Source organism: Crocosphaera watsonii WH 8501 (genome assembly GCF_000167195.1).
GTDB classification, from domain to species: Bacteria; Cyanobacteriota; Cyanobacteriia; order Cyanobacteriales; family Microcystaceae; genus Crocosphaera; species Crocosphaera watsonii.
In genome coordinates, this window is record NZ_AADV02000003.1 from 308,363 (window position 1) to 328,837 (window position 20,475).

Genomic DNA, 20,475 nt, shown 5'->3' on the forward strand with positions numbered 1-20,475 from the left:
TTGGCTTACGGTGTTCCCAACGTACAATTATAATTAATCTTTGCCTGATTTTTCAAGAATATAAGACAACTTTAACAAAGTTTTTAGCCATCCCTTTGATTATAGGATTGATTAACTATGAATTCTTGGCTCTGGGTGTAATGTTGCTAAAATTTCACTTTCGATAATTGATAATTCTTCTAATCTTTTTTGGACAATTTCTCGCTCAAAATAAGTGTCTGCTAATACCCAATAAATACCATAATGTCTCGCTTCTGATGCCATTAAACTACGATAAAATTTGGCTAACTCTTGATCAGGACAATGGGTTCCTAACAGTCCTAATCTTTCGTGGGATCTTCCTTCTATTAAGGCTGCAATTAATAAAGAATCTAATAATCTTTGAGGTTCTTTGGTCCTAATTGTTGATTTTAATTTAGCCCCATAGGGAGGAGAAGATAAGGGGCCGAGGGGAATATTTTTTTTATATAACCACTGGTTAACCTGTTCAAAATGTTCTAATTCTTCTTTGGTGATCGCTGTTAATTTTCTCACTAGCATTGCATTAGATGAGTAGCGAAACATCAAATTCAAGGCCACACTTGCTGCCTTTCTTTCACAATGGGAATGATCTAATAAAATCGTATCTAAGTTATTAATTGCTTGTTCTATCCAGTCTTCTTTAGTTGGACTTTTTAAGATATTTATTTTTGTTTTTTGACTTAACATCATCAGATAAATTCCTAATTAATTAAAAATTGGATGAGGATATATTAGAAGTTGGTATTTCGGGGGATTTATTGGCAGCTTGACAATGAGCTATATATTGCTCAATAACCGCTTGAAAAGCTTGCTCTAATTCATCAACAGAAAGACCATCAAAAACGATTATATCTCTTATGTTTACCACTCGACCAAAAAATAAGCGATCGTCTTCATCATATTCAATAACTGCTTTATATTCTTTGTATTTCATGGGTTAATCCTTGCCTTAAATAAAAATTCACGAATAGCTTTAACTTGATATCTTTTTAATTCTTTTTGAGGATGGGGTGTATAAATATTTAGGGAGAGTGTCTTAAGCTCAAATCTAAAACCTAAATTATCCTCTTGTGTTGCGCTTCCTCCTATAGCTTTAATTAATGTTATTACATCATGCCAGAGAATATCATCTCTCATGGGTTCTTTAAAGAGAGTATCATAAATCTTGCGCTGTTTTTTGTTCATACACTTATCATACTATCTTATGAACTATGAATGTATGAAAAGTTGAGAGCGATCGCATTATGAAATCTTGACTTTATCAGCAACAGTTGCCTTATCTACTATAGCAATAGTCAGATGATGGTGATTAAAACTGGAATAAGCTTAGCACAAGTCCTTTTTGTACAGTCTATAAGACTGTGTTACGATGTGATAATTTTATAAATTTTACCCTATTGACTATGATAAGCTAAATAAGCTAAAAAAATAAGTTAAATCTTTCTCAGCTATTTGTAGGTATTATGACTTCTATTAATGAGCAACTAACCAAGAAGTTTCAAGAAGCTTTAGTAACGTCCTTTGGTGAAGATTTTCAAGCAATTGATCCCCAAGTAACAACTGCTAGGGATCTCAGACATGGAGATTATCAGGCAAATATAGCCCTTCCTTTAGCTAAGAAATTAGGAAAAAATCCTAGAGAAATTGCTCAAACTATTATTAGTAACTTAGCTGTAGATACTATTTGTGAAACCCCCACTATTGGCGGCCCTGGTTTTATTAATTTAAAGTTGAAACCCAACTATCTAGAAAACAAACTGAAATCCCTATATCAAGAGCAAGGTTTAGGAATTGAAAAAATCCCCGATTCTACTCAAGTTATTGTTGATTTTTCTAGTCCTAATATTGCCAAAGAAATGCACGTTGGTCATTTGCGTTCTACTATTATTGGTGATTGTATTGCCCGTACCTTAGAATTTTTAGGCTATGACGTTTTAAGACTGAATCATGTGGGGGACTGGGGGACACAGTTTGGAATGTTAATTACTTACTTAAAAGAGGTTTATCCCGATGCTTTAACCCAAGCAGATGCGTTGGAAATTGGGGATTTAGTCAACTTTTATAAGCAAGCCAAAAAACGGTTTGATGAAGATACAGAATTTCAACAACGAGCTAGAGAAGCAGTGGTAAAATTGCAATCAGGAGAGCAAGAAAGTAGTCAAGCTTGGGAGTTACTTTGTGATCAATCTCGTCGAGAATTTCAACAAATTTATGACCGTTTAGATGTAAAATTAACAGAAAGAGGAGAATCTTTTTATAATCCTTATTTAGACGATGTTATCACCGCTTTAGATGCAGAAGGAATCTTGAAAAAAGATCAAGGAGCGCAATGTGTTTTCTTAGAAGGATTTACTAATAAATCAGGTGATCCTTTACCTTTAATTGTCCAAAAATCTGATGGTGGTTATAACTATGCAACCACAGATTTAGCTGCCTTAAGATACCGTATTAAAGAAGATCAAGCTAAACGGATTATTTATGTTACAGATGCCGGACAATCTAATCACTTTGCCCAAGTTTTTCAAGTTGCTAACAAAGCCAATTTTTTGCCAGATACAGTAGAAGTAACTCATGTTCCTTTTGGGTTGGTTAAAGGAGAAGACGGAAAAAAATTAAAAACTCGTTCAGGAGAAACCATTAAACTGAAAGACTTATTAAATGAAGCGATTAATTATGCACGAAAAGATTTAGAAAATCGCTTACAATCAGAGGAAAGAAAAGAATCAGAAGACTTCATTAATAATGTAGCTCAAACTGTAGGAATTAGTGCTGTAAAATATGCTGATTTAAGTCAAAATCGGAGCAGTGATTATATATTTAGTTACGATAAGATGTTAGCATTACAAGGCAACACAGCCCCTTATATGTTGTATGCTTATGCTAGAATCCAAAGTATTAGTAGAGAGGGCAATATTGACTATGAAAACTTAGGAGAAAATATTCAAATTATCCTTAAAGAAGACACAGAGATGGAATTAGGAAAATATTTATTACAACTTAGCGAAACTATCAAAGAAGTAGAAAAAACCTTACTTCCTAATCGTCTTTGTGACTATCTATATGAACTTAGTAAAAAGTTTAACCGTTTTTACGAAAATTGTCCCGTTTTAAAATCGGAAGAACCCACAAAAACATCTCGTTTATTGTTATGTGATTTAACAGCAAAAACCCTAAAACTAGGATTATCTTTATTGGGTATTTCTGTCTTGGAAAGAATGTAAATTATTATACCAATTTCCTAAAGTAGGGGTTAACGGCCGTTAACCCCTACAATATTAACTTATGTAGTCTAAGTTGATGAAAATGGTATTAGTAGGGACTTAATATTATTAAGCCCCTACTAATCTAATTAATCAATAGATGAACTTAATTTTTCTTGAGCAAGTCGTCTTTTTTTAGCATATAATTGAATCGATGCAGCCATAGCAATCACTAAGGCAACAATTAGCCAAGTAGTTAAATCTAAAGGTAGATTATTCTTAAAGATAGCTAATAAAACGATAACAACTAACAAAACTGTTGGAGCTTCATTTAAAGCTCTAAATTGTTGTCCTGTCCATTGACATTCCCCACTTGCTAACTGCTTCATAATTTTTTTGCAGTACAAATGATATCCTAATAATAGGGCAACAAATGTTAATTTTATATGTAACCATCCTGATTTTAAAACTTCAGGTTCTGTAGAAACTAAGCCAATGGCCATGGTAACAGTGACCATCATTCCTGGATTAGTAATAATATTATAAAGACGTTTCTCCATAATTTCATATTGTGCTTTAAGGATGCTTTGCTCCGGTTCTTTTTTCTCTGAAGCCTCAGCATGATAAACAAATAAACGGACTAAATAGAATAATCCGGCAAACCAAACCACAACACCAATTAAATGAAAAGATTTGAACCAATAATATGCCATAATATCCTTAAAGATTTCTCCTTCAATAATCTCTGAGACTGAGTTTATCGGGTTTAGGAAAACTTTGGGTAAATTTTAAATAAAAATTAAGACTTATTTACATTCTCGTCCGTTAAAGTAGTTAAAGTTTATTCATAAGTGTGAGAATTCAATGATATTCTAAAAGAGCAATCCAGCAGTTTTGTCAAAAATCATGGAAAATAGGGAATTCAAAGAAAGAGAACCCCTCTCTAGTCTAATCTTATACTATCTCTTCAAAGGGTCTATTATTGTCCCCATGTGCTACGGTTATTTTCGGGGACGGGTTTATGGTCAGGAAAATGTACCTAAAAAGTATCCTTTAGTGGTAGTAAGTAATCATGCCAGTTATTTTGATCCACCCTTATTAGCATCTTGTATCGGTCGTCCCGTGGCTTTTATGGCCAAAGAAGAGTTATTTAAAGTACCTTTGCTCAAAGAAGGCATACGCTTATATGGAGCTTATCCCGTCAAACGAGGAGCCGGCGATCGCAGCGCCATTCGTTCCGCTTTAACTGCTTTGAAAGATGGTTGGTTAGTGGGCATTTTTTTACAAGGAACCCGTACCATTGATGGTGGGATAGATGATCCCAAACTAGGGGCGGCAATGATCGCAGCTAAGGCACAAGTTCCCCTCTTACCCGTGTCTTTATGGGGAACAGAAAAAATACTCAAAAAAGGTTCACCCATTCCCCGTCCCGTCCCCTTAACTATTCGTATTGGGGAAGTCATTCAGCCCCCTGAGTCCAATAAACGTCAAGCTCTAGAAACTGTTACCCAAAAATGCGCTACAGTTATTAATGAACTTCATGAGTTAGGACGATAGCTTAAGTTCTCAGTTATTTTAGGTACTAATAGTAACACAGTCTTCTAGACTGTATAATTCACTTGTAAATACCATAGTTTAATTCAAAAAATAATCAAATAGATAGGTTTATATAATTAAGAAATTGTGTTTTTTATGAGTATACTAACCAAAGTAAGGTAAGTTAAAAACGAACAACTTGACCTTGATAATAATGACTGACTCTTCAGAAAAAAGTAACAATTTTCAAGTTTGCGATCGCGATCTTTCCTCAGAAACCCTCGAACGTTATTTAAAGGCCGATGCCCTGGCAATTGATACAGAAACTATGGGATTAGTTCCCCAAAGAGATCGACTCTGTTTAGTGCAATTATGTGATCCGAGTGGTTATGTCACAGCCATTCGTATTGAAAGAGGACAAACAGAAGCACCCAATCTAAAACAATTATTAGAAAATAAAAATATTGTCAAAATATTTCATTATGCACGGTTTGATGTAGGTCAATTTAAGTATAATTTCTCTGTTGAAACCGACCCAATTTTTTGTACAAAAGTAGCTAGTAAATTAGCAAGAACCTATACAGGATCTCATGGTTTAAAATCATTAGTACAAGAATTAGAAGGAGTCGAACTAGATAAAAGTTCCCAAAGTTCTGACTGGGGAAATAGTCAGAACTTATCAGAAGCACAATTAAGTTATGCAGCCAACGATGTTAGATATTTAATTCAACTAAGAGAACAACTAATAACCATGTTAAAAAGGGAAGAAAGATGGGAAATTGCTCAAAAGTGTATGAAAGTTATTCCCCTTTTTGTAGAATTAGACTTAATGTATTATAAAGATATTTTTGACCATTGAGTAATGAAAAATTAACCATTGACTAAAACCCCGACGTTAACAGCGAAGTTTAATAGATAATTAGAAAACTTCGAGGTAGGATAAAGGTAACGTCGTTTACAAGAATCTAAATAAAGGTAGATCATGTCAGAAACATTGGTGTTGAACCCCGATAATGTAGAAACCGTCCTGGATGAAATGCGCCCCTATTTAATGGCAGACGGTGGTAACGTTGAATTAGTGGACATAGAAGGCCCTGTGGTTAAACTACGGCTACAGGGAGCTTGTGGCTCTTGTCCTAGCTCAACTATGACCCTGAGAATGGGAATTGAAAGACGCTTAAGAGAGATGATACCCGAAATTGGCGAAGTAGAACAAGTCATGTAATGGATAATGGATAATGGATAATGGGTAATATATGAGGAAAATATAGAATGAAGAGAAGAATACTATCTAAATTCTAGACATACCCATTTAAAACCCTTATTTCTCCTTAAAGAGAGGTATCTTAGCACAAAAAAATTAATTATCCATTATCCATTGATAAATAATTTTGCCAGGGGGCCATGACCCAGATAAGATAGAAATCATTGCCCATAATCAACTTGCGCTAAAAATAAACGTGAAGCTATTTGTCTATCATACCCCTGAACTAACCCCCACAGACCATTTACCCGACTGTGCGGTGGTGATCGATGTTTTGCGAGCCACCACCACCATTGCCACTGTTTTAGAAGCTGGTGCAGAAGCAGTACAGACTTTCAGTGATATTGATAAATTAATGACTGTTAGTGAGCAATGGCTGCCGGAGAAACGCATTCGAGCAGGAGAGAGGGGTGGCACAAAAGTGGAAGGGTTTGATCTGGGTAACTCTCCTTTGGACTGTACCCCAGAAACCGTAGGTAATAAGCGTTTCTTTTTAACCACCACCAATGGGACTCGGGCCCTACAACGGGTAGAAAAGGCCCCAACTGTGATCACCGCAGCGATGATCAATAGACAAACAGCCGTGGACTATATCCTCAAAACTCAACCAGAAACCCTTTGGTTAGTGGGATCGGGATGGGAAGGGGGTTATTCCCTGGAAGATACCGTTTGCGCTGGAGCCATAGCCCACGCTTTAACCAATAATTCTAGTCAAACCGTAGAAGTGAGTAACGATGAAGTGATTGCAGCGATCGCTTTATACACTCAATGGCAAGATAATCTTTTAGAGATGTTCAAACATTCGACTCACGGTCAAAGATTGTTACGCTTGAACGGTGATGAGGATTTACAATACTGTGCTAAAAGTGACATTATAGGAGTATTACCGATACAAAAGGAACCAGGAGTTTTGGTGAAATTCTCCTAACCATCCTAAGCTAGTTTAGCTTCCCTGCATAGTTGTGGAGCGCGCACTTATGAGAGTTTTGGTATTGACTTGGGAATTTCCCCCCCGTATTGTGGGAGGCATTGCCCGTCATGTTGCGGAATTATATCCAGAAATTGCGGAAATAGGCCACGAAATTCATTTAATTACGGTAGAGTTTGGTGATAGTCCCTCCGAGGAAAACATAGACGGGGTTTGGGTTTATCGTGTGCCTGTGCAAGAAGCCAACGACTTTTTTCAGTGGATTGTCCACATGAATGATAGCATGGGTCATCATGGGGGACAACTAATCCAAGATAAGGGGCCATTTGATTTAATTCACGCCCATGACTGGTTAGTAGGGGATGCTGCCATCGCCCTGAAACATTTATTTAAAATTCCCCTTATTGCCACCATTCACGCCACAGAATATGGTCGTTATAACGGTATTCATAATGATATCCAACGCTACATCTCTAGCAAAGAGAGAAACTTGATCTATGATGCCTGGCGGGTGATCGTTTGTAGTGATTATATGCGTCACGAGTTACAACGGGTTTTTGAAACCCCCTTGGATAAGATTGATGTTATTTATAACGGCATTAGAGCCGAGAAAAAGCTTCAAGATCCCACTTTTGATTATCTGTTCTTTCGTCGTAAATTTGCCTTAGATCACGAAAAAATCATCTATTATGTGGGCAGAATGACCCGTGAAAAGGGGGTTTCCCTTCTCTTACAAGCAGCGGCCAAAGTGTTATCAGAGCTAGATAGAAATGCCAAAATAGTTATTATTGGTGGGGGAGATACCCAGCATTTACAAGGAGAAGCGGCTCATTTGGGTATTGCTGATCGTTGTTGTTTTACAGGTTTTATGTCCGATGAAGATTTAGATCGCTTTCAAACCATTGCCGACTGTGCCGTGTTTCCCAGTTTATACGAACCCTTTGGCATTGTTGCCCTAGAAAGTTTTGCTGCTCGTGTCCCTGTGGTGGTATCGAGTACAGGAGGTTTACCAGAAGTTGTGCATCATCAACAAACCGGTATTGTTACTGAGGTGAATAACCCTGACTCTCTCGCTTGGGGAATCTTGGAAATATTAAGAAACCCTGACTACGGCCAACAGTTAGTAGAGAGAGCCTATCAAGAGTTGGCCCTACGTTTTGGTTGGCCACAGTTGGCTAAACAAACGGAGAAGGTTTATCAAGTGGTGTGTGATCAGCGATCGCAAATTCACTGGGAATAGTTAAGACTGATCACACTGAGTTCGGAGTTCGGAGTTCGGAGTTTTTTCCATGAGATAATCAGGTTTAAGACTTCTGACGTTGACAAGTTGTCTATAAATTTTCTTATATCGAACTCAGGTGACCAGTAAAAAGATACAATAGGGATGATGAGCAGCGTGGGTATGATCGATGAAATGGATCTTCTATTTTGCCATAACCGTCATTGTTTATATTATTGTAATTGCTAAGTTAAAAGTAAAAACCCAAAGAGAACCAGTTAAAGAAGCTTATATCTTTTGGAACACTTTAATCTTTTTTATTCTGTTTGAGTTTATTTTTATCGAGTCTATTTTAAATAAATTATTATTACATATTCTTGGTCTATTCTTGTCCTTTATTTATGCGGTTTCTATTTATTTTTACTTAAAATCTTTGAGAAAAAACCCTGAAACTATTTTTTATAAGTTATTAGAACAACGTCAGGGAAGAATTAGTATATTAACCTTCATGCAAGCTACAGAACTTCCCTCCGATGAAGCCCAAGACTATTTAAACAAAAAACTCAAAGAACTAAAAGGTAATCGTCATAGCACCCGTGGTAATATTTATTATGAATTTCCTACTCGGCAAACCTATTAACGTGAGTTCGGAGTTCTGAGTTCGGAGTTCTGAGTTGTGCTTTTGACAAGGACATTATCAGGGTTTGAGATTACTGATTTTGGCCACTTATCTATAAATTTACTTCTGTCGAACTCAGGTTATTAAGTAACTAGAACTTATACTAATTTAGGTTCTAATTTTGATATGCTATAAAAGAGTCTATTAATCTTTTAGTTATCTCTATGATCATGAAATTGTTTAAATTCTCTGTTTTCATTCGTTCCGCTATGAGTCTTGTGTGTCTTTTATTATTGCTGTGGGGAAATGTTCCAGCTTTGGCACAAACCCCATCTTCTGATCAGTCTTCTTCTATCACTCCTTATTTGAATCGTGCTATCGAAAAAATCACAGAATTTACTTTAGATAATGGCATGAAATTTATTATCAAAGAAAATCATGATGCCCCTGTGGTTTCTTTTGTAACTTATGCCGATGTTGGTGGAACTGATGAACCAGATGGAAAAACAGGAGTTGCTCACTTTTTAGAACATTTAGCCTTTAAAGGAACCACAAAAATTGGCACAAATAACTATGAAGAAGAAAAAGAACTTTTAAGTCGCTTAGATCAAATTTCTATGGAATTAAAAAGCGCAAGAGAAACAGGGAATGAAGAAGAAATACAAAAACTAGCAGCCACCTTTGAAAAATTACAAGCCGAAGCAGCTAGTCATGTCCAACAAAATGCTTTTGGACGTATTGTAGAAACAGCAGGAGGAGTTAATATTAATGCACAAACTAGCCCAGATTCAACCGTTTACTTTTATAGTTTTCCATCAAATAAATTAGAATTATGGATGTCTCTAGAATCAGAAAGATTTTTAGATCCTGTTTTTCGAGAGTTTTATAAAGAACAAAATATTATTTTAGAAGAACGACGGTTACGCACAGAAAATAACCCCATTGGTAAGATGGTAGAAGCCTTTTTAGGAACTGCTTTTACAGAACATCCTTATAAACGTCCTACCATTGGTTATAACGAAGATATTCGTAACTTAACCCGTGAAGATATCCGAGACTTTTTTGACATTTATTATGGTCCTAATAACTTAACCATTGCTATTGTAGGTGATGTTAATCCTGAACAAGTTGAACAGTTTGCCAAAGTTTATTTTGGTCGTTATACAGAAAAACCAGAACCTCCCCAACTGACAAAAATAGAACCAAAGCAAACAGAAACCAGAGAAGTTACCTTAAAATTAGCTTCTCAACCTTGGTATTTAGAAGGTTATCATGTTCCGGCTTTAAGTCATCCTGATAATGCCATTTATCAAGTGATTTCTACCCTATTAAGTTCCGGTAGAACTTCCCGGTTATATAAGTCTTTAGTCGAGGAAAAACAAGTGGCTTTGGGGGCCCAGGGATTTAATGGTTTTCCTTCGGATAAATACCCTAACTTGATGTTATTTTATGCACAAACTTCTCCTAAAGCATCCATAGAAGAGGTAGATGAAGCCTTATCTTTAGAGATTGAAAAATTGAAAACAGAACCAGTTTCTGAACAGGAATTACAACAGGTTAAAAATCAATTACGTGCAGGTTTGTTGCGCTCTCTAGATTCCAATTTAGGCATGGGTAAAGCATTAGTGGGATACGAAGTTAAAACGGGCAGTTGGCGTAATTTATTTGAACAAGTACAGGCCATTGATGCTGTCACCACTGCTGATATTCAAAGAGTAGCAAAAACAACTTTTGTTCCCGAAAATTTGACCATTGGAAGAATTTTACCCCAGTCTTAAAACAGTCACCAGTCACCAGTCATCAGTCATCAATTAACAGTAATAAGAAATATTTACTACCTTGATCTCCATGACAAAACCATCAAAAACAAAAGCCATCGCAGTTTTAACAGACTTTGGTTTAGAAGATAGCTATGTTGGCATTATGAAGGGGGTTATGGCCACCATTAATCCTAATATCCCCATTATCGATCTTACCCATAAAATTGCACCCCAACAAATTTGGGCAGCAAGGTTTTGTTTGATGAATGCCTATCCTTATTTTCCCAGGGATACAGTATTTCTCGCTGTGGTAGATCCGGGAGTTGGCAGCAAAAGGCGCAGTGTGGCCATTAAATGTTCCCAAGGATATTTAGTCGGCCCTGATAATGGTTTATTTAGCGGTATTTTGGCTGAAGATACCGCCCTCAAAGCGGTATCTTTAACTAATACTGACTATTGGCGTATTCCTGATCCCAGTTTAACTTTTCATGGCCGAGATATTTTTGCCCCAGTTGCCGCTTATTTGGCCTCTGGCGTTGCTTTAGAAGCTTTAGGAGAGAGTATTCCTATTAATAGTTTAGTGGCTTTTCCTTTAGAATTTCCCCAGGTTACACAAAAAAAAATAGAAGGATCAATTCAATATATTGATCATTTTGGCAACTTAATTACTAATATTTCGTCACTTCTGGTAAGAGATAAAAATTGGTCGATTAAAGTCGATGATAAGGTGATCAAATCCGGTTTAACTTATAGCGATGTTGCCCCCCGAGAAATGATAACATTAATCGGTAGTCACGGCTGGGTAGAAATTGCTATGAATGGTGGGAATGCCCAAGAAGAATTAGATCTTGAATGGGGAAGTGATATCACTGTTATCTTTCAGTTTTAATTCAATTAAGTAATGTTACTAACACAAAAATGGCAGTAATGCAAGCAGAAGTAAAAAAACATTATATCTGGCATAAATTTCGTCGTAACCCCTTAGCTATTTTTGGTTTAATTATTTTAACTATCATTTTTTTCTCCGTGATGTTGGGGTCGTTTATTTATCAGGTTCCTATTGATAAAATTGATTTTTCTAAAATGAGTGCTTTACCCAGTTTTGACCATCCCTTCGGGACAAACTCTCTGGGACAAGATATTTTAGCAAGGGTTTTATTTGGGGGTAGAATTTCCCTGACAGTGGGAATTTTAGCTATGTTTGTGGCTATTTTTTTAGGTACAACTATTGGTGCGATCGCCGGATTTTATGGCGGAGTTATCGACAATTTATTAATGAGGTTAACGGATTTGTTTTTAGCCTTGCCCCAGTTACCTTTATTATTATTAGTTGTCTATTTATTTAGGGAACCGATTAAACAGATAGCCGGACCAGAATTGGGAATATTTATCTTAGTTATTATCGTTATTGGTGGATTAAATTGGATGTCTGTGGCTAGATTGATAAGAGGGAATATTTTAAAATTAAAAGAAATGGAATTTGTGAAAGCCGCTATTACTTTAGGGGCAAATTCCCAACGTATTATTTTAATTCATTTGCTGCCTAATGTTGTTAGTCTAATTATAGTTGCAGCCACTTTAGGGGTGGGTAATGCCATTATTACGGAATCAACCTTAAGCTTTTTAGGGTTAGGTTTTCCCCCAGACGTTCCCACTTGGGGACAAATGTTATTTCAAGCAAAAGATTATCTAGATACTGCCCCTCATACCGCCTTTTTTCCTGGTTTAGCAATCTTTTTAACCGTTTTAAGTATCAACTATATTGGGGATGGTTTACGAGATGCTTTTGATCCTAAAAATCGACAATAGTGAATACTAATATTCTCAAATAGGTTTCAATGGCCGTTCAACCCTACAAATTCCATATCTGTAGTTTAAGTTGATAAAAATAATCTTAGCTAATAATTTCAGTGAAAACCTAGAAAACATAAGATTTTTTTTGAGAATTATTAGGTAATAAATATGATGATCTTTACCAAATATCTAGGTACTTTGGAACTGACAAAAATTTATGAATAGGAACTAGGAATGCCAACTTACAATGAAACTAATGGGAACGATCGCTTTAACGCTAACAGAACAGCTAAAAATCGACTTAGAAAATGGAGAATGTATGGAAAGGATGGAAATGATATCTTATCTGGAGGCAGAAAAAATGATAGCCTGTATGGTGGTTCTGGAAATGATAGATTATATGGTGTTTCTGGAAATGATAGCCTGTATGGTGGTTCTGGAGATGATAGATTATATGGTGGTTGGGATCATGACACCCTTGATGGTGGTTCTGGAGATGATAGATTATATGGTGGTTGGGGTCGTGATACCCTTGTGGGAGGTTCTGGAAATGATGTTTTGAACGGTGGTTGGGGTCATGATGCTCTGATGGGAGGTACAGGAGATGATACCCTAATCGGTGGTTTCGGGTCTGATACCTATATTTTCAATTCCCTTGCAGACGGGGTTGATACTATCAGACACTTCCAGGGACATCTTTCCCATTCCTTTAGGGATAAAATTCAAGTCTCTAAAGCTGGTTTTGGCGTAGGTTCTCTGGATCAATTTAGTTTTGATACTGACAGTGGATCTTTATCCTTTAATGGACAAAAATTTGCTAATTTAGAACTTGTTAGTGGAGGCTCTTTCAGTATCCATAACGATATTGTTTTAGTCTAAAAAATTGTCGATGACATCAGGTTGACACTCTCCCGTTAAGCTGACGCTGTAACGGGAGATTCTTGGTTCACAGACTCGCCGTAACCTGGCAGGATTTCTCCAACCAAGCTAGAGGGCAAATCTCCCCAAGCTTTAGATCCGCTATGCCCTAGCGTACTTAATCCTTTTTTCAAGATATTAATTGCTGCATTGATATCTCTATCTTCAATATATCCACAATGTGAACATATATGGGTTCTTGTTGATAGAGTTTTCTGGACTTTTTCCCCACAATTAGAACAATTTTGGGATGTATTATGAGGTGGAACAGCAATAGTTACCTTTCCATATTTAAAGCCAAAATACTCTAACCATTGACGAAAAGTTGCCCATGCAGCATCGTTAATTGATTTAGCTAGACGTTGATTTTTAACCATCCCTTTAACGTTTAAGTCTTCATAGGCCACCAAATCGTTAGATTGGATTACGCGCAATGCCTCTCTCTCGACAAAACCTTTACGTTGCCTACTTACTCTTAAATGTTTTAGAGCATATCTTTTTCTAGCTTTTTGATAGTTGTTTGATTGCTTTTTCCCTCTTATAAACTTTTTAGATTTACGTCGATTAAGACGGTTTAGACGTTTTTCTGCTTTACGATAGTATTGGGGAATTTCTATAGTTTTACCATCACTATCAGCAAAAAAAACCTTAAGCCCTACGTCAATACCTGTACAATGTTTAGTTGGTTCCAAAGGTTTAGCATAGTCTCGAATATCAACCCTAATGCAGAATTGAACATAGTATCCGTCAGCACGACGCACTAATCTAACCCGTTTAATTTGGTCAATGGGGTAAAAGTTTAAGTCCCTAGTTCTTTTTAATTTAACTGTTCCAATACCTTTTTTGTCAGTAAAAGTTATCTTTTTCTTATCTTCAGATAGCTTCCATCCTGATTGTTTGTACTCAACAGAACGGTTATTTTTTTGAAATTTAGGATAGCCTTTTTTTCCTTTTATCCCTTTCTTGCAATTGTCATAGAAACGAGAGATAGCTGACCAAGCTCTTTCCGATGATGCTTGTCTTGCTGTTGAGTTTAATTCATCAGCAAATTTATATTCTTTAGCTAGAATACGACAGTATTTGTTGAGAGCATATTTATCTATCTTGTCTTCTCGACTAGCATCCATCCAAAGTCTTAATGCTTTATTTCGGATGAACTGTACCGTCCTAATAGCATCGTCAATGGCATTAGCTTGGTAGGGTTTAATTACTGCTTTCATCTCTAAGACAATCATTGTTTTCGACCTCAAACAACTATGTCATTATGCTAGGCTAAAGAGCGCAAAATGTCAATAGGGGAAGTATGGACGCACTCTCCTTTTGTTTGTTGGTCGGGGTTTCATCCCACCGAAGCGCATCCGTGTAACGGGGGTCTTCACCCCGACATTGAAGATAAAAATTTGAGGACAGATTGAGTAATGACTTGATCTGTCCTCATGAATTACGATAATTTTCTCGAAAAGAGGTCAAAATCCGATAACCTAAGATACAATTAAGCATTAAATTTTAATCATACACACTATCAATAATTGTATCTTCTCACACCGTCCCCTTTGTCGACTTAACCCTGCAACACCAACCCATACAGGCAGAAATTGAACAAGCAATGGCCGCTGTTGTGCAACGGGGGGATTTTATCTTAGGAAAAAGCTTAAAAGAATTTGAAGCGGAATTTGCTCAAGCTAGTGGTGTCAATTATGGTGTGGGAGTCGCCTCTGGAACCGATGCGATCGCTCTAGGACTACAAGCTTGTGGTATCATAGAAGGGGATGAAGTGTTAGTGCCAGCTAATACCTTTATTGCGACGGTGATAGGAGTAATTCAAGCAGGGGCAACCCCTATTTTAGTGGACTGCGATCGCCATACAGCTTTAATTGACTTAAACTTAGCGGCCAAAGCCATTACACCCAAAACCAGAGCCATTCTACCCGTCCATTTATACGGTCAAATGGTGTCCCCAAAAGCCTTATTAGACTTTGCCCAGGCCCACAATCTCATTATCTTTGAGGATGCAGCACAAGCACATTTAGCCCAACGAGAAGGTTATATGGCTGGCTCCGTTGGTATGGCTGCTGCTTTTAGCTTTTATCCCAGTAAAAATTTAGGGGCCTTTGGCAACGGAGGAATGTTGATTACATCTGATCAAGAAGTCGCCCAACGGGTTCAAACCTTACGTAATTATGGCGCACCGAAAAAATATTATCATACAGAAGTGGGCAAAAATAGCCGTTTAGATAGCTTACAAGCAGCCATTTTACAAGTTAAACTACCTCATTTATCTCAATGGAATCAATTGAGAAATCAAGCAGCACAAATTTATGATCAGGGGTTAAAATCAGGAAGAGATAATAAAGTAGTCCCGATGACGAATCTCGCTCAAGAAGGTCACGTTTATCATTTATATGTTGTCCGTATTAATGAAGCCTCTTCTATGACTCGTGAACAGGTTCAAGACTTTCTCAAGGAAAAAGGCATCCAAACAGGCATTCATTACCCCATTCCTTGTCACCTACAACCTGCTTACAAAAGCTTAGGTTATCAGTTAGGAGATTTTCCCCAAGCAGAAATGTTATGTGAACAAATTTTGTCTTTACCCATGTATCCTGGTATTAAATCAGAAGATATTGCTTGGGTAGTTGAACAAATATCTTTAATTTAAGTAGTTTATATTTAATCTTAATGGATGATTAAATATGCAAACAACATCAAAAATATCCCCGTTTCTCGAACGAAATTTAGGTAATGTTTTAATTATTACTTTTCTGGCAATTATTTATGCTCCCGTACTCTTGTTCTGGTACGATGGTTGGTTAAATAAAAGTATTAATATTGAGCACGAATATTTTAGTCATGCCATCATTGGCTTTCCCTATGCTGCTTATATTATTTTTCGCAGAAATTGTGGCAAATGGCAAAAACTAGGTAACACAATTCATCCTCTGGGGGGCTTTTTGCTTGCTTTAGGATTAGCAATTTTATATCACAGGGACTAGAGAATTAGTTTCTCTTTCTTTCCCCATTGTAATTGCTGGTATTATGGTTTGGTTAAAAGGGATACCTGGTTTAAAATTGAATTGGTTTCCTTGGCTATTAATTTTTCTGGGAACACCGAATTCTGTTCCTTATCTCATAACCCCTTATACCTTGCCATTACAAAAATTTATTGCCTGGGTAGCTTGGGTTTTACTCCAACTATTGGGGGTGAGTACAAGAGTTGACGAGATTTACCTTTATGTAAATGATATTCCTGTGGAAGTTGCTCCCTATTGTGCTGGTTTAAAAATGCTTTTTACCAGTTTATATGTAACACTTTTGTTATTAGATTGGACAGGTAACTTACAGAATAAAAGACGGGTGATTACTTTACTAACATCAGCTATTACTATTAGTGTTACCGCTAATATTATTCGTAATACATTGCTTCCTCAATGGTTTTTGGTTGATCAAAAAGCACAATTAAGAGATGAAAGAGTTCCTTGGGTTGCTGTGTCTATAAAAATTCCCATGGAAGCTTTAGGAAGTTTAAAAGATATGGAACCTATGGCTAAATCTTTAGGTCAAGAGGTGCAGAAAACCTTAGAAAAACAAGTTTTTATTGTTAAGTAGCACTTATCTAAGCCGAATCTCAAATACTATGAGTAAACTGCATGGAATTAAATGATTTATCGTCCAATTTTTTGTGCTTGGTTAACCACAACGCCACTGACAAAACGACCGTAGTTTTCTAAGCGATCCTTTTGCCCCAATCGATCAGGATTTTCAAACATACCACCTAACCCTGTTATTAACATGGCTAGGGTTCCCATGAGAATTAAATAATTACGAAAAATGATAATTCTTTCAGTATCTGTTGACAGCATGAAGGTTTAATTATGGTTATTTTCAAGAGTGAGTAAATTTAGTGGCTAAAAATTTAGAGAAAGTTAAATTTAAAAATTGTTATCTAGCATAACACTTCTATAAAAATTTGGCAGGAACACTCGATCCACAAAAATAGGGAGCATCCCATTTTTGCAAAAAACTTGTTCTTGGAGTTTGACGTGGAGACGGGGGGATGGGGTGATGGGGTGATGGGGTGATGGGGTGATGGGGGGACGGGGAGACGGGGGGAAATTCATCAGATCAACTATTATCAATCTTCCTCCTGCTAGAAGTGACTCGAAACCTTAACCCTAGTTTTTCGTCTCATTGAGTTGATGAGTAAGGCGGTTCCTATTACTCTGTATTCAGGGTTAGAACCGTTATTCTCCATAGGAGCAATTATTGTGAGATTTCACTGGCTACTATTAACTATCCTCAGCACGCTTTTATTTGCCCTGCCAGCACAAGCCGGCAGACTTCTCTTTTGGCGATACGAAAACAATCAAAATCGCCTAATTTTTACCACAGATTCCCGAGTTCAACCTCGGGCCCAGTTGATACCTAACCCAACTCGTATCGTTCTCGACTTACCAGGCATAACCTTAAACCGTTCCACAGTGGATCAAACCATTGGAGGAAACATTAGAAGTGTTCGTGTGGGTCAATTTAATTCCCAAACAACTCGTCTAGTGATCGAGTTAGCCCCTGGATATACTGTCGATCCTGCTCAAGTTAAGGTTCGAGGTTTGTCTCCCACTCAGTGGACTGTAGAATTACCCGATCCACAACCGATCAGGAATTCTCCCCCGACGAGACCAACTCCCCCTCCCAACCGTCCGACTCCGGCACCCCAACTGCCTCTTAATACTTCTCCGTCTTCTTTCCAAGACGAGAATAATTTTCAAGTTACCCGTAATGGTTTATTCATTCGTTTGGATAAACAAGGGCAAAATCGAGATATTAGGGTGGAGGATCGCCAGGAAGAAGAGGCTAAAACCATTCAATTTACCCTACCTGGGACATCTTTTCCTAAAGCCCTAATCGACCGAACCCTCGCTGTCAATAAATACGGGGTTAGTGATATTAAGTTTGAACAACCCCAACCCTCTCAGGGCATTCTCACCCTAAGAGTGGCTAAAGACAGTCCAGGATGGCAAGCTTATTATTCCCGTTTGGGTGGGCTGGTTTTATTACCCCAAGGGGGCATACCTAAGGTAGAAAATTTGACCCCTCCTGAACCTTCCCCTGAAGTGACGGTTAGCCCAGCCAAAAATGAAAATCCCACCATTTCTGCCATCGAATTAACCAGCAATAATCAACTGTTGATTCGGGCTGATGGACCAATTCGGGGGCAGGGAACCATCTATCGCCGCACGGGTATCTTTGAAATTCGTATTCCTAATGCTCAACTGGCCGAACCCGTCCAGGGGTCCTCAACTGGGTAGCGATAGCCCCATTTATCAATTGAAGGTCAGNCAGGAGAATACGGGATACTGTGGTGATTCAAGTGCGACCTTCCTTGGGGGTACGTTTGGGGGGTTTACGTCAACGCAATGACCAAACCTTATCCTTAGAGGTAATTTCTTTGCGGGCTACCACCCCGCCACCAAGAAACCCCAGAGATCCCAGAAATCCCACCCCGATCACGGTTCCTCCTCCCTCTAATAATCCCTCTCCAACCCCATCCTTGCCCCCTGGCAGCCAAACCCCTAGAGGACGGGTACTGGTTGTGATTGATCCAGGCCATGGGGGCAAAGACCCAGGAGCGGTGGGTTTAGGGGGACTGAGGGAAGTTGATGTCATTCTCCCTATTTCTCTGGAGGTGAGTCAGCTTCTTAAACAGCAAGGGGTTGAGGTGATGATGACTCGCAACGCCGACTATTTTATTAGTCTTCAAGGTCGTACTGCTATGGCTAACAGGGCCCGGGCTAATATTTTTGTCAGTATCCACGCTAATGCGGTGGGGGGTGGCCGATCTAATGTTAGTGGTATGGAAACTTTTTATGCCGGAAACCGACAGTTGGCCGATGCCATCCATCGCAGTATTTTACGAAACGTTACAGTAGCCAGGGATCGGGGGGTGAAAAGGGCTCGTTTCTACGTTCTGAGAACCTCAAGAATGCCCTCTGCGCTGGTGGAAGTTGGCTTTGTGACGGGGAGTGTGGATAACGCTAGACTGCGTGATCCGGCTTATCGCAGTCAAATGGCTAGGGCGATCGCTTTGGGAATCTTAGATTATATACGGCAAAAAAGACTCTAAATCGGTTTCTGTCTCTACAATATAGTTACTCACCTAAATATCCGTGTTTCAATTGTTAACTTTTTCTTTATTGACTTAATCACGACATGAGAGAGATTCAAAACAGTCCTATTGGTGTGTTTGATAGTGGTGTGGGAGGATTGACTGTTTTACGGGAACTTTACCGACAGTTGCCCCAAGAATCCATCCTATATTTTGCTGATACGGCACGACTTCCCTACGGCGATCGCTCTGCTAGGGAAATCCTCGAGTTTGTTCGAGAAATTTTGGCCTGGATGACCCAACAAAGAGTAAAAATGGTCATCATGGCTTGTAATACCAGTTCCGCTTTAGCCGTCGAAGCGGTTCGTCAAGAGTTCGATCTCCCCATTCTAGGGGTTATTTTACCCGGGGCCAAAGCGGCTGTTAAACAAGGTCAACGCATCGGGGTGATTTCTACCCCAGCAACGGCTAAAAGTCAGGCATACCGTCAAGCCATTCAAGAAATTAACCCTAATGCTCAAGTCTGGCAAGTGGGATGTCCTCCCTTTGTCCCCCTAATCGAACAAAATCGCCTCTGGGATGTCCATACGAAGGAAGTTGCCCGAGAATATCTTACCCCTTTATTGGCCCATAATATTGATACCCTCGTTTATGGTTGTACCCATTACCGCCATTTAGAACCTGTCATTAAAACTATTATCCCAACCACTGTAAAACTGGTTGATCCTGCTAGTTATGTTGTACAGGCGGCTAAAAAAGAATTAGAGTTGATGGGCCTGAGCAAAACTGCTCCTGCTTTGCCTACTCGCTTTGCTGTCAGTGGTTGCTCTAGTACGTTTTCCCAACTGTCTAAACAATGGTTAGGTTATTGTCCCTCCGTTGAGTCAGTGTCATTGCCCATGGGTTTCACCCCCACTGTAGCTTGGGAACAAGTGGAAATGCTTGAATAGATAAAAGGATTGGTTGTTTGCTCTTAATCTCCTCACACAGCTACCAATCCTTTATCTTTGTACTATTAAATTGTTATCATCTTTGAATGCAAACAATTGTTTTATCCCAAATCACGCGGAGGTTGTGATAAACACTTACCAGTGAGTTTAGCGAGGGTCAACA

General features: G+C 38.2%; 22 protein-coding genes and 1 pseudogene. 16 read left to right on the top strand and 7 right to left on the bottom strand.

Annotation, left to right across the window (positions count from 1 at the left end):
• Nucleotides 1-111 precede the first annotated feature (111 nt).
• From CWATDRAFT_RS08545 to CWATDRAFT_RS08555, 3 genes are read right to left on the bottom strand one after another with little or no spacing between them, the layout of a single operon-like run.
• Nucleotides 112-711, bottom strand: coding sequence for a MiaE family protein (locus tag CWATDRAFT_RS08545; RefSeq protein ID WP_007304633.1), 600 nt, complete (start codon nt 709-711; stop codon nt 112-114).
• 19 nt (nt 712-730) lie between these two features.
• Nucleotides 731-955, bottom strand: a complete 225-nt coding sequence (locus CWATDRAFT_RS08550) for a hypothetical protein (protein ID WP_007304634.1) — start codon at nt 953-955, stop codon at nt 731-733.
• The gene (locus tag CWATDRAFT_RS08555) at nt 952-1,158 is read right to left on the bottom strand and encodes a hexulose-6-phosphate isomerase (protein ID WP_232287042.1); all 207 of its coding nucleotides are present in this window, start codon (nt 1,156-1,158) and stop codon (nt 952-954) included. The genes CWATDRAFT_RS08550 and CWATDRAFT_RS08555 overlap by 4 nt, the downstream gene beginning before the upstream one ends.
• Nucleotides 1,159-1,484: 326 nt before the next feature.
• Between CWATDRAFT_RS08555 and argS the strand changes: the two genes are divergently transcribed.
• On the top strand, nt 1,485-3,242 hold the full coding sequence (gene argS, locus CWATDRAFT_RS08560) for an arginine--tRNA ligase (RefSeq protein WP_007304636.1): 1,758 nt from the start codon (nt 1,485-1,487) through the stop codon (nt 3,240-3,242).
• Between the two features lie 128 nt (nt 3,243-3,370).
• On the opposite strand, the gene hemJ is transcribed toward argS, so the two are convergent.
• Nucleotides 3,371-3,934, bottom strand: a complete 564-nt coding sequence (hemJ, locus tag CWATDRAFT_RS08565) for a protoporphyrinogen oxidase HemJ (protein WP_007304637.1) — start codon at nt 3,932-3,934, stop codon at nt 3,371-3,373.
• Nucleotides 3,935-4,127: 193 nt separating this feature from the next.
• On the opposite strand from hemJ, the gene CWATDRAFT_RS08570 reads away from it, so the two are divergent.
• The 10 genes from CWATDRAFT_RS08570 to CWATDRAFT_RS08615 all read left to right on the top strand — a co-directional run bounded on the left by CWATDRAFT_RS08570 (nt 4,128) and on the right by CWATDRAFT_RS08615 (nt 13,220).
• Nucleotides 4,128-4,778 carry a lysophospholipid acyltransferase family protein gene (locus CWATDRAFT_RS08570; RefSeq protein WP_007304638.1) on the top strand — a complete coding sequence of 217 codons (651 nt, stop codon included), beginning with the start codon at nt 4,128-4,130 and terminating at the stop codon, nt 4,776-4,778.
• A 193-nt stretch (nt 4,779-4,971) separates the two neighbouring features.
• Nucleotides 4,972-5,616, top strand: coding sequence for a ribonuclease D (locus tag CWATDRAFT_RS08575; protein WP_007304639.1), 645 nt, complete (start codon nt 4,972-4,974; stop codon nt 5,614-5,616).
• 123 nt (nt 5,617-5,739) lie between these two features.
• Nucleotides 5,740-5,982 (top strand): NifU family protein, encoded by a 243-nt coding sequence (locus tag CWATDRAFT_RS08580; protein ID WP_007304640.1) that lies wholly within the window; start codon nt 5,740-5,742, stop codon nt 5,980-5,982.
• Nucleotides 5,983-6,217: 235 nt separating this feature from the next.
• On the top strand, nt 6,218-6,949 hold the full coding sequence (locus tag CWATDRAFT_RS08585; RefSeq protein ID WP_035825624.1) for a 2-phosphosulfolactate phosphatase family protein: 732 nt from the start codon (nt 6,218-6,220) through the stop codon (nt 6,947-6,949).
• 49 nt (nt 6,950-6,998) lie between these two features.
• Entirely contained in the window at nt 6,999-8,189 is a 1,191-nt protein-coding gene (locus CWATDRAFT_RS08590; protein WP_007304642.1) for a glycosyltransferase family 4 protein, read from the top strand.
• Between the two features lie 169 nt (nt 8,190-8,358).
• Nucleotides 8,359-8,808 (top strand): hypothetical protein, encoded by a 450-nt coding sequence (locus tag CWATDRAFT_RS08595; RefSeq protein WP_007304643.1) that lies wholly within the window; start codon nt 8,359-8,361, stop codon nt 8,806-8,808.
• Nucleotides 8,809-9,011: 203 nt separating this feature from the next.
• Nucleotides 9,012-10,565 (top strand): M16 family metallopeptidase, encoded by a 1,554-nt coding sequence (locus tag CWATDRAFT_RS08600; protein ID WP_007304644.1) that lies wholly within the window; start codon nt 9,012-9,014, stop codon nt 10,563-10,565.
• Nucleotides 10,566-10,635: 70 nt separating this feature from the next.
• Nucleotides 10,636-11,436, top strand: coding sequence for an SAM hydrolase/SAM-dependent halogenase family protein (locus CWATDRAFT_RS08605; protein WP_007304645.1), 801 nt, complete (start codon nt 10,636-10,638; stop codon nt 11,434-11,436).
• A gap of 38 nt (nt 11,437-11,474) precedes the next feature.
• Nucleotides 11,475-12,356 (top strand): ABC transporter permease, encoded by an 882-nt coding sequence (locus CWATDRAFT_RS08610; protein ID WP_007310025.1) that lies wholly within the window; start codon nt 11,475-11,477, stop codon nt 12,354-12,356.
• 219 nt (nt 12,357-12,575) lie between these two features.
• Nucleotides 12,576-13,220, top strand: coding sequence for a calcium-binding protein (locus CWATDRAFT_RS08615; protein ID WP_007304647.1), 645 nt, complete (start codon nt 12,576-12,578; stop codon nt 13,218-13,220).
• Between the two features lie 35 nt (nt 13,221-13,255).
• Here CWATDRAFT_RS08615 and CWATDRAFT_RS08620 read toward each other — a convergent pair whose 3' ends face one another.
• The gene (locus CWATDRAFT_RS08620) at nt 13,256-14,494 is read right to left on the bottom strand and encodes an RNA-guided endonuclease InsQ/TnpB family protein (RefSeq protein WP_007304648.1); all 1,239 of its coding nucleotides are present in this window, start codon (nt 14,492-14,494) and stop codon (nt 13,256-13,258) included.
• Nucleotides 14,495-14,784: 290 nt separating this feature from the next.
• Here CWATDRAFT_RS08620 and CWATDRAFT_RS08625 point away from each other — a divergent pair, with 290 nt between their 5' ends.
• The 3 genes from CWATDRAFT_RS08625 to CWATDRAFT_RS41690 are packed head-to-tail and all read left to right on the top strand — an operon-like array spanning nt 14,785 to nt 16,865.
• Nucleotides 14,785-15,918: a DegT/DnrJ/EryC1/StrS family aminotransferase gene (locus CWATDRAFT_RS08625; protein WP_042711334.1), complete on the top strand. Its 1,134-nt coding sequence runs from the start codon at nt 14,785-14,787 to the stop codon at nt 15,916-15,918.
• A gap of 34 nt (nt 15,919-15,952) precedes the next feature.
• Nucleotides 15,953-16,252, top strand: coding sequence for an archaeosortase/exosortase family protein (locus CWATDRAFT_RS41685; protein ID WP_007304650.1), 300 nt, complete (start codon nt 15,953-15,955; stop codon nt 16,250-16,252).
• Between the two features lie 43 nt (nt 16,253-16,295).
• Nucleotides 16,296-16,865 (top strand): cyanoexosortase B system-associated protein, encoded by a 570-nt coding sequence (locus CWATDRAFT_RS41690; RefSeq protein ID WP_007304651.1) that lies wholly within the window; start codon nt 16,296-16,298, stop codon nt 16,863-16,865.
• A gap of 56 nt (nt 16,866-16,921) precedes the next feature.
• Here the strand turns inward: CWATDRAFT_RS41690 and CWATDRAFT_RS08635 are convergent, their stop codons facing one another.
• Nucleotides 16,922-17,119 (bottom strand): hypothetical protein, encoded by a 198-nt coding sequence (locus CWATDRAFT_RS08635; protein WP_007310031.1) that lies wholly within the window; start codon nt 17,117-17,119, stop codon nt 16,922-16,924.
• 69 nt (nt 17,120-17,188) lie between these two features.
• Nucleotides 17,189-17,377: a hypothetical protein gene (locus CWATDRAFT_RS39565; RefSeq protein ID WP_042711335.1), complete on the bottom strand. Its 189-nt coding sequence runs from the start codon at nt 17,375-17,377 to the stop codon at nt 17,189-17,191.
• A gap of 147 nt (nt 17,378-17,524) precedes the next feature.
• Here CWATDRAFT_RS39565 and CWATDRAFT_RS08645 point away from each other — a divergent pair.
• A pseudogene (locus tag CWATDRAFT_RS08645) lies at nt 17,525-19,380 on the top strand (N-acetylmuramoyl-L-alanine amidase).
• An 86-nt stretch (nt 19,381-19,466) separates the two neighbouring features.
• Nucleotides 19,467-20,312 (top strand): glutamate racemase, encoded by an 846-nt coding sequence (gene murI, locus CWATDRAFT_RS08650; protein WP_007304654.1) that lies wholly within the window; start codon nt 19,467-19,469, stop codon nt 20,310-20,312.
• Nucleotides 20,313-20,475 lie beyond the last annotated feature (163 nt).

Excerpts from the sequence above, each read along its gene's own strand:
- CWATDRAFT_RS08545 (WP_007304633.1), bottom strand. The coding sequence starts at position 711 with ATGATGTTAAGTCAAAAAACAAAAATAAATATCTTAAAAAGTCCAACT.
- CWATDRAFT_RS08550 (WP_007304634.1), bottom strand. The coding sequence starts at position 955 with ATGAAATACAAAGAATATAAAGCAGTTATTGAATATGATGAAGACGAT.
- CWATDRAFT_RS08555 (WP_232287042.1), bottom strand. The coding sequence starts at position 1,158 with ATGAGAGATGATATTCTCTGGCATGATGTAATAACATTAATTAAAGCT.
- argS (WP_007304636.1), top strand. The coding sequence starts at position 1,485 with ATGACTTCTATTAATGAGCAACTAACCAAGAAGTTTCAAGAAGCTTTA.
- hemJ (WP_007304637.1), bottom strand. The coding sequence starts at position 3,934 with ATGGCATATTATTGGTTCAAATCTTTTCATTTAATTGGTGTTGTGGTT.
- CWATDRAFT_RS08570 (WP_007304638.1), top strand. The coding sequence starts at position 4,128 with ATGGAAAATAGGGAATTCAAAGAAAGAGAACCCCTCTCTAGTCTAATC.
- CWATDRAFT_RS08575 (WP_007304639.1), top strand. The coding sequence starts at position 4,972 with ATGACTGACTCTTCAGAAAAAAGTAACAATTTTCAAGTTTGCGATCGC.
- CWATDRAFT_RS08580 (WP_007304640.1), top strand. The coding sequence starts at position 5,740 with ATGTCAGAAACATTGGTGTTGAACCCCGATAATGTAGAAACCGTCCTG.
- CWATDRAFT_RS08590 (WP_007304642.1), top strand. The coding sequence starts at position 6,999 with ATGAGAGTTTTGGTATTGACTTGGGAATTTCCCCCCCGTATTGTGGGA.
- CWATDRAFT_RS08595 (WP_007304643.1), top strand. The coding sequence starts at position 8,359 with ATGAAATGGATCTTCTATTTTGCCATAACCGTCATTGTTTATATTATT.
- CWATDRAFT_RS08600 (WP_007304644.1), top strand. The coding sequence starts at position 9,012 with ATGATCATGAAATTGTTTAAATTCTCTGTTTTCATTCGTTCCGCTATG.
- CWATDRAFT_RS08605 (WP_007304645.1), top strand. The coding sequence starts at position 10,636 with ATGACAAAACCATCAAAAACAAAAGCCATCGCAGTTTTAACAGACTTT.
- CWATDRAFT_RS08610 (WP_007310025.1), top strand. The coding sequence starts at position 11,475 with ATGCAAGCAGAAGTAAAAAAACATTATATCTGGCATAAATTTCGTCGT.
- CWATDRAFT_RS08615 (WP_007304647.1), top strand. The coding sequence starts at position 12,576 with ATGCCAACTTACAATGAAACTAATGGGAACGATCGCTTTAACGCTAAC.
- CWATDRAFT_RS08620 (WP_007304648.1), bottom strand. The coding sequence starts at position 14,494 with ATGATTGTCTTAGAGATGAAAGCAGTAATTAAACCCTACCAAGCTAAT.
- CWATDRAFT_RS41685 (WP_007304650.1), top strand. The coding sequence starts at position 15,953 with ATGCAAACAACATCAAAAATATCCCCGTTTCTCGAACGAAATTTAGGT.
- CWATDRAFT_RS41690 (WP_007304651.1), top strand. The coding sequence starts at position 16,296 with ATGGTTTGGTTAAAAGGGATACCTGGTTTAAAATTGAATTGGTTTCCT.
- CWATDRAFT_RS08635 (WP_007310031.1), bottom strand. The coding sequence starts at position 17,119 with ATGCTGTCAACAGATACTGAAAGAATTATCATTTTTCGTAATTATTTA.
- CWATDRAFT_RS39565 (WP_042711335.1), bottom strand. The coding sequence starts at position 17,377 with ATGAATTTCCCCCCGTCTCCCCGTCCCCCCATCACCCCATCACCCCAT.
- murI (WP_007304654.1), top strand. The coding sequence starts at position 19,467 with ATGAGAGAGATTCAAAACAGTCCTATTGGTGTGTTTGATAGTGGTGTG.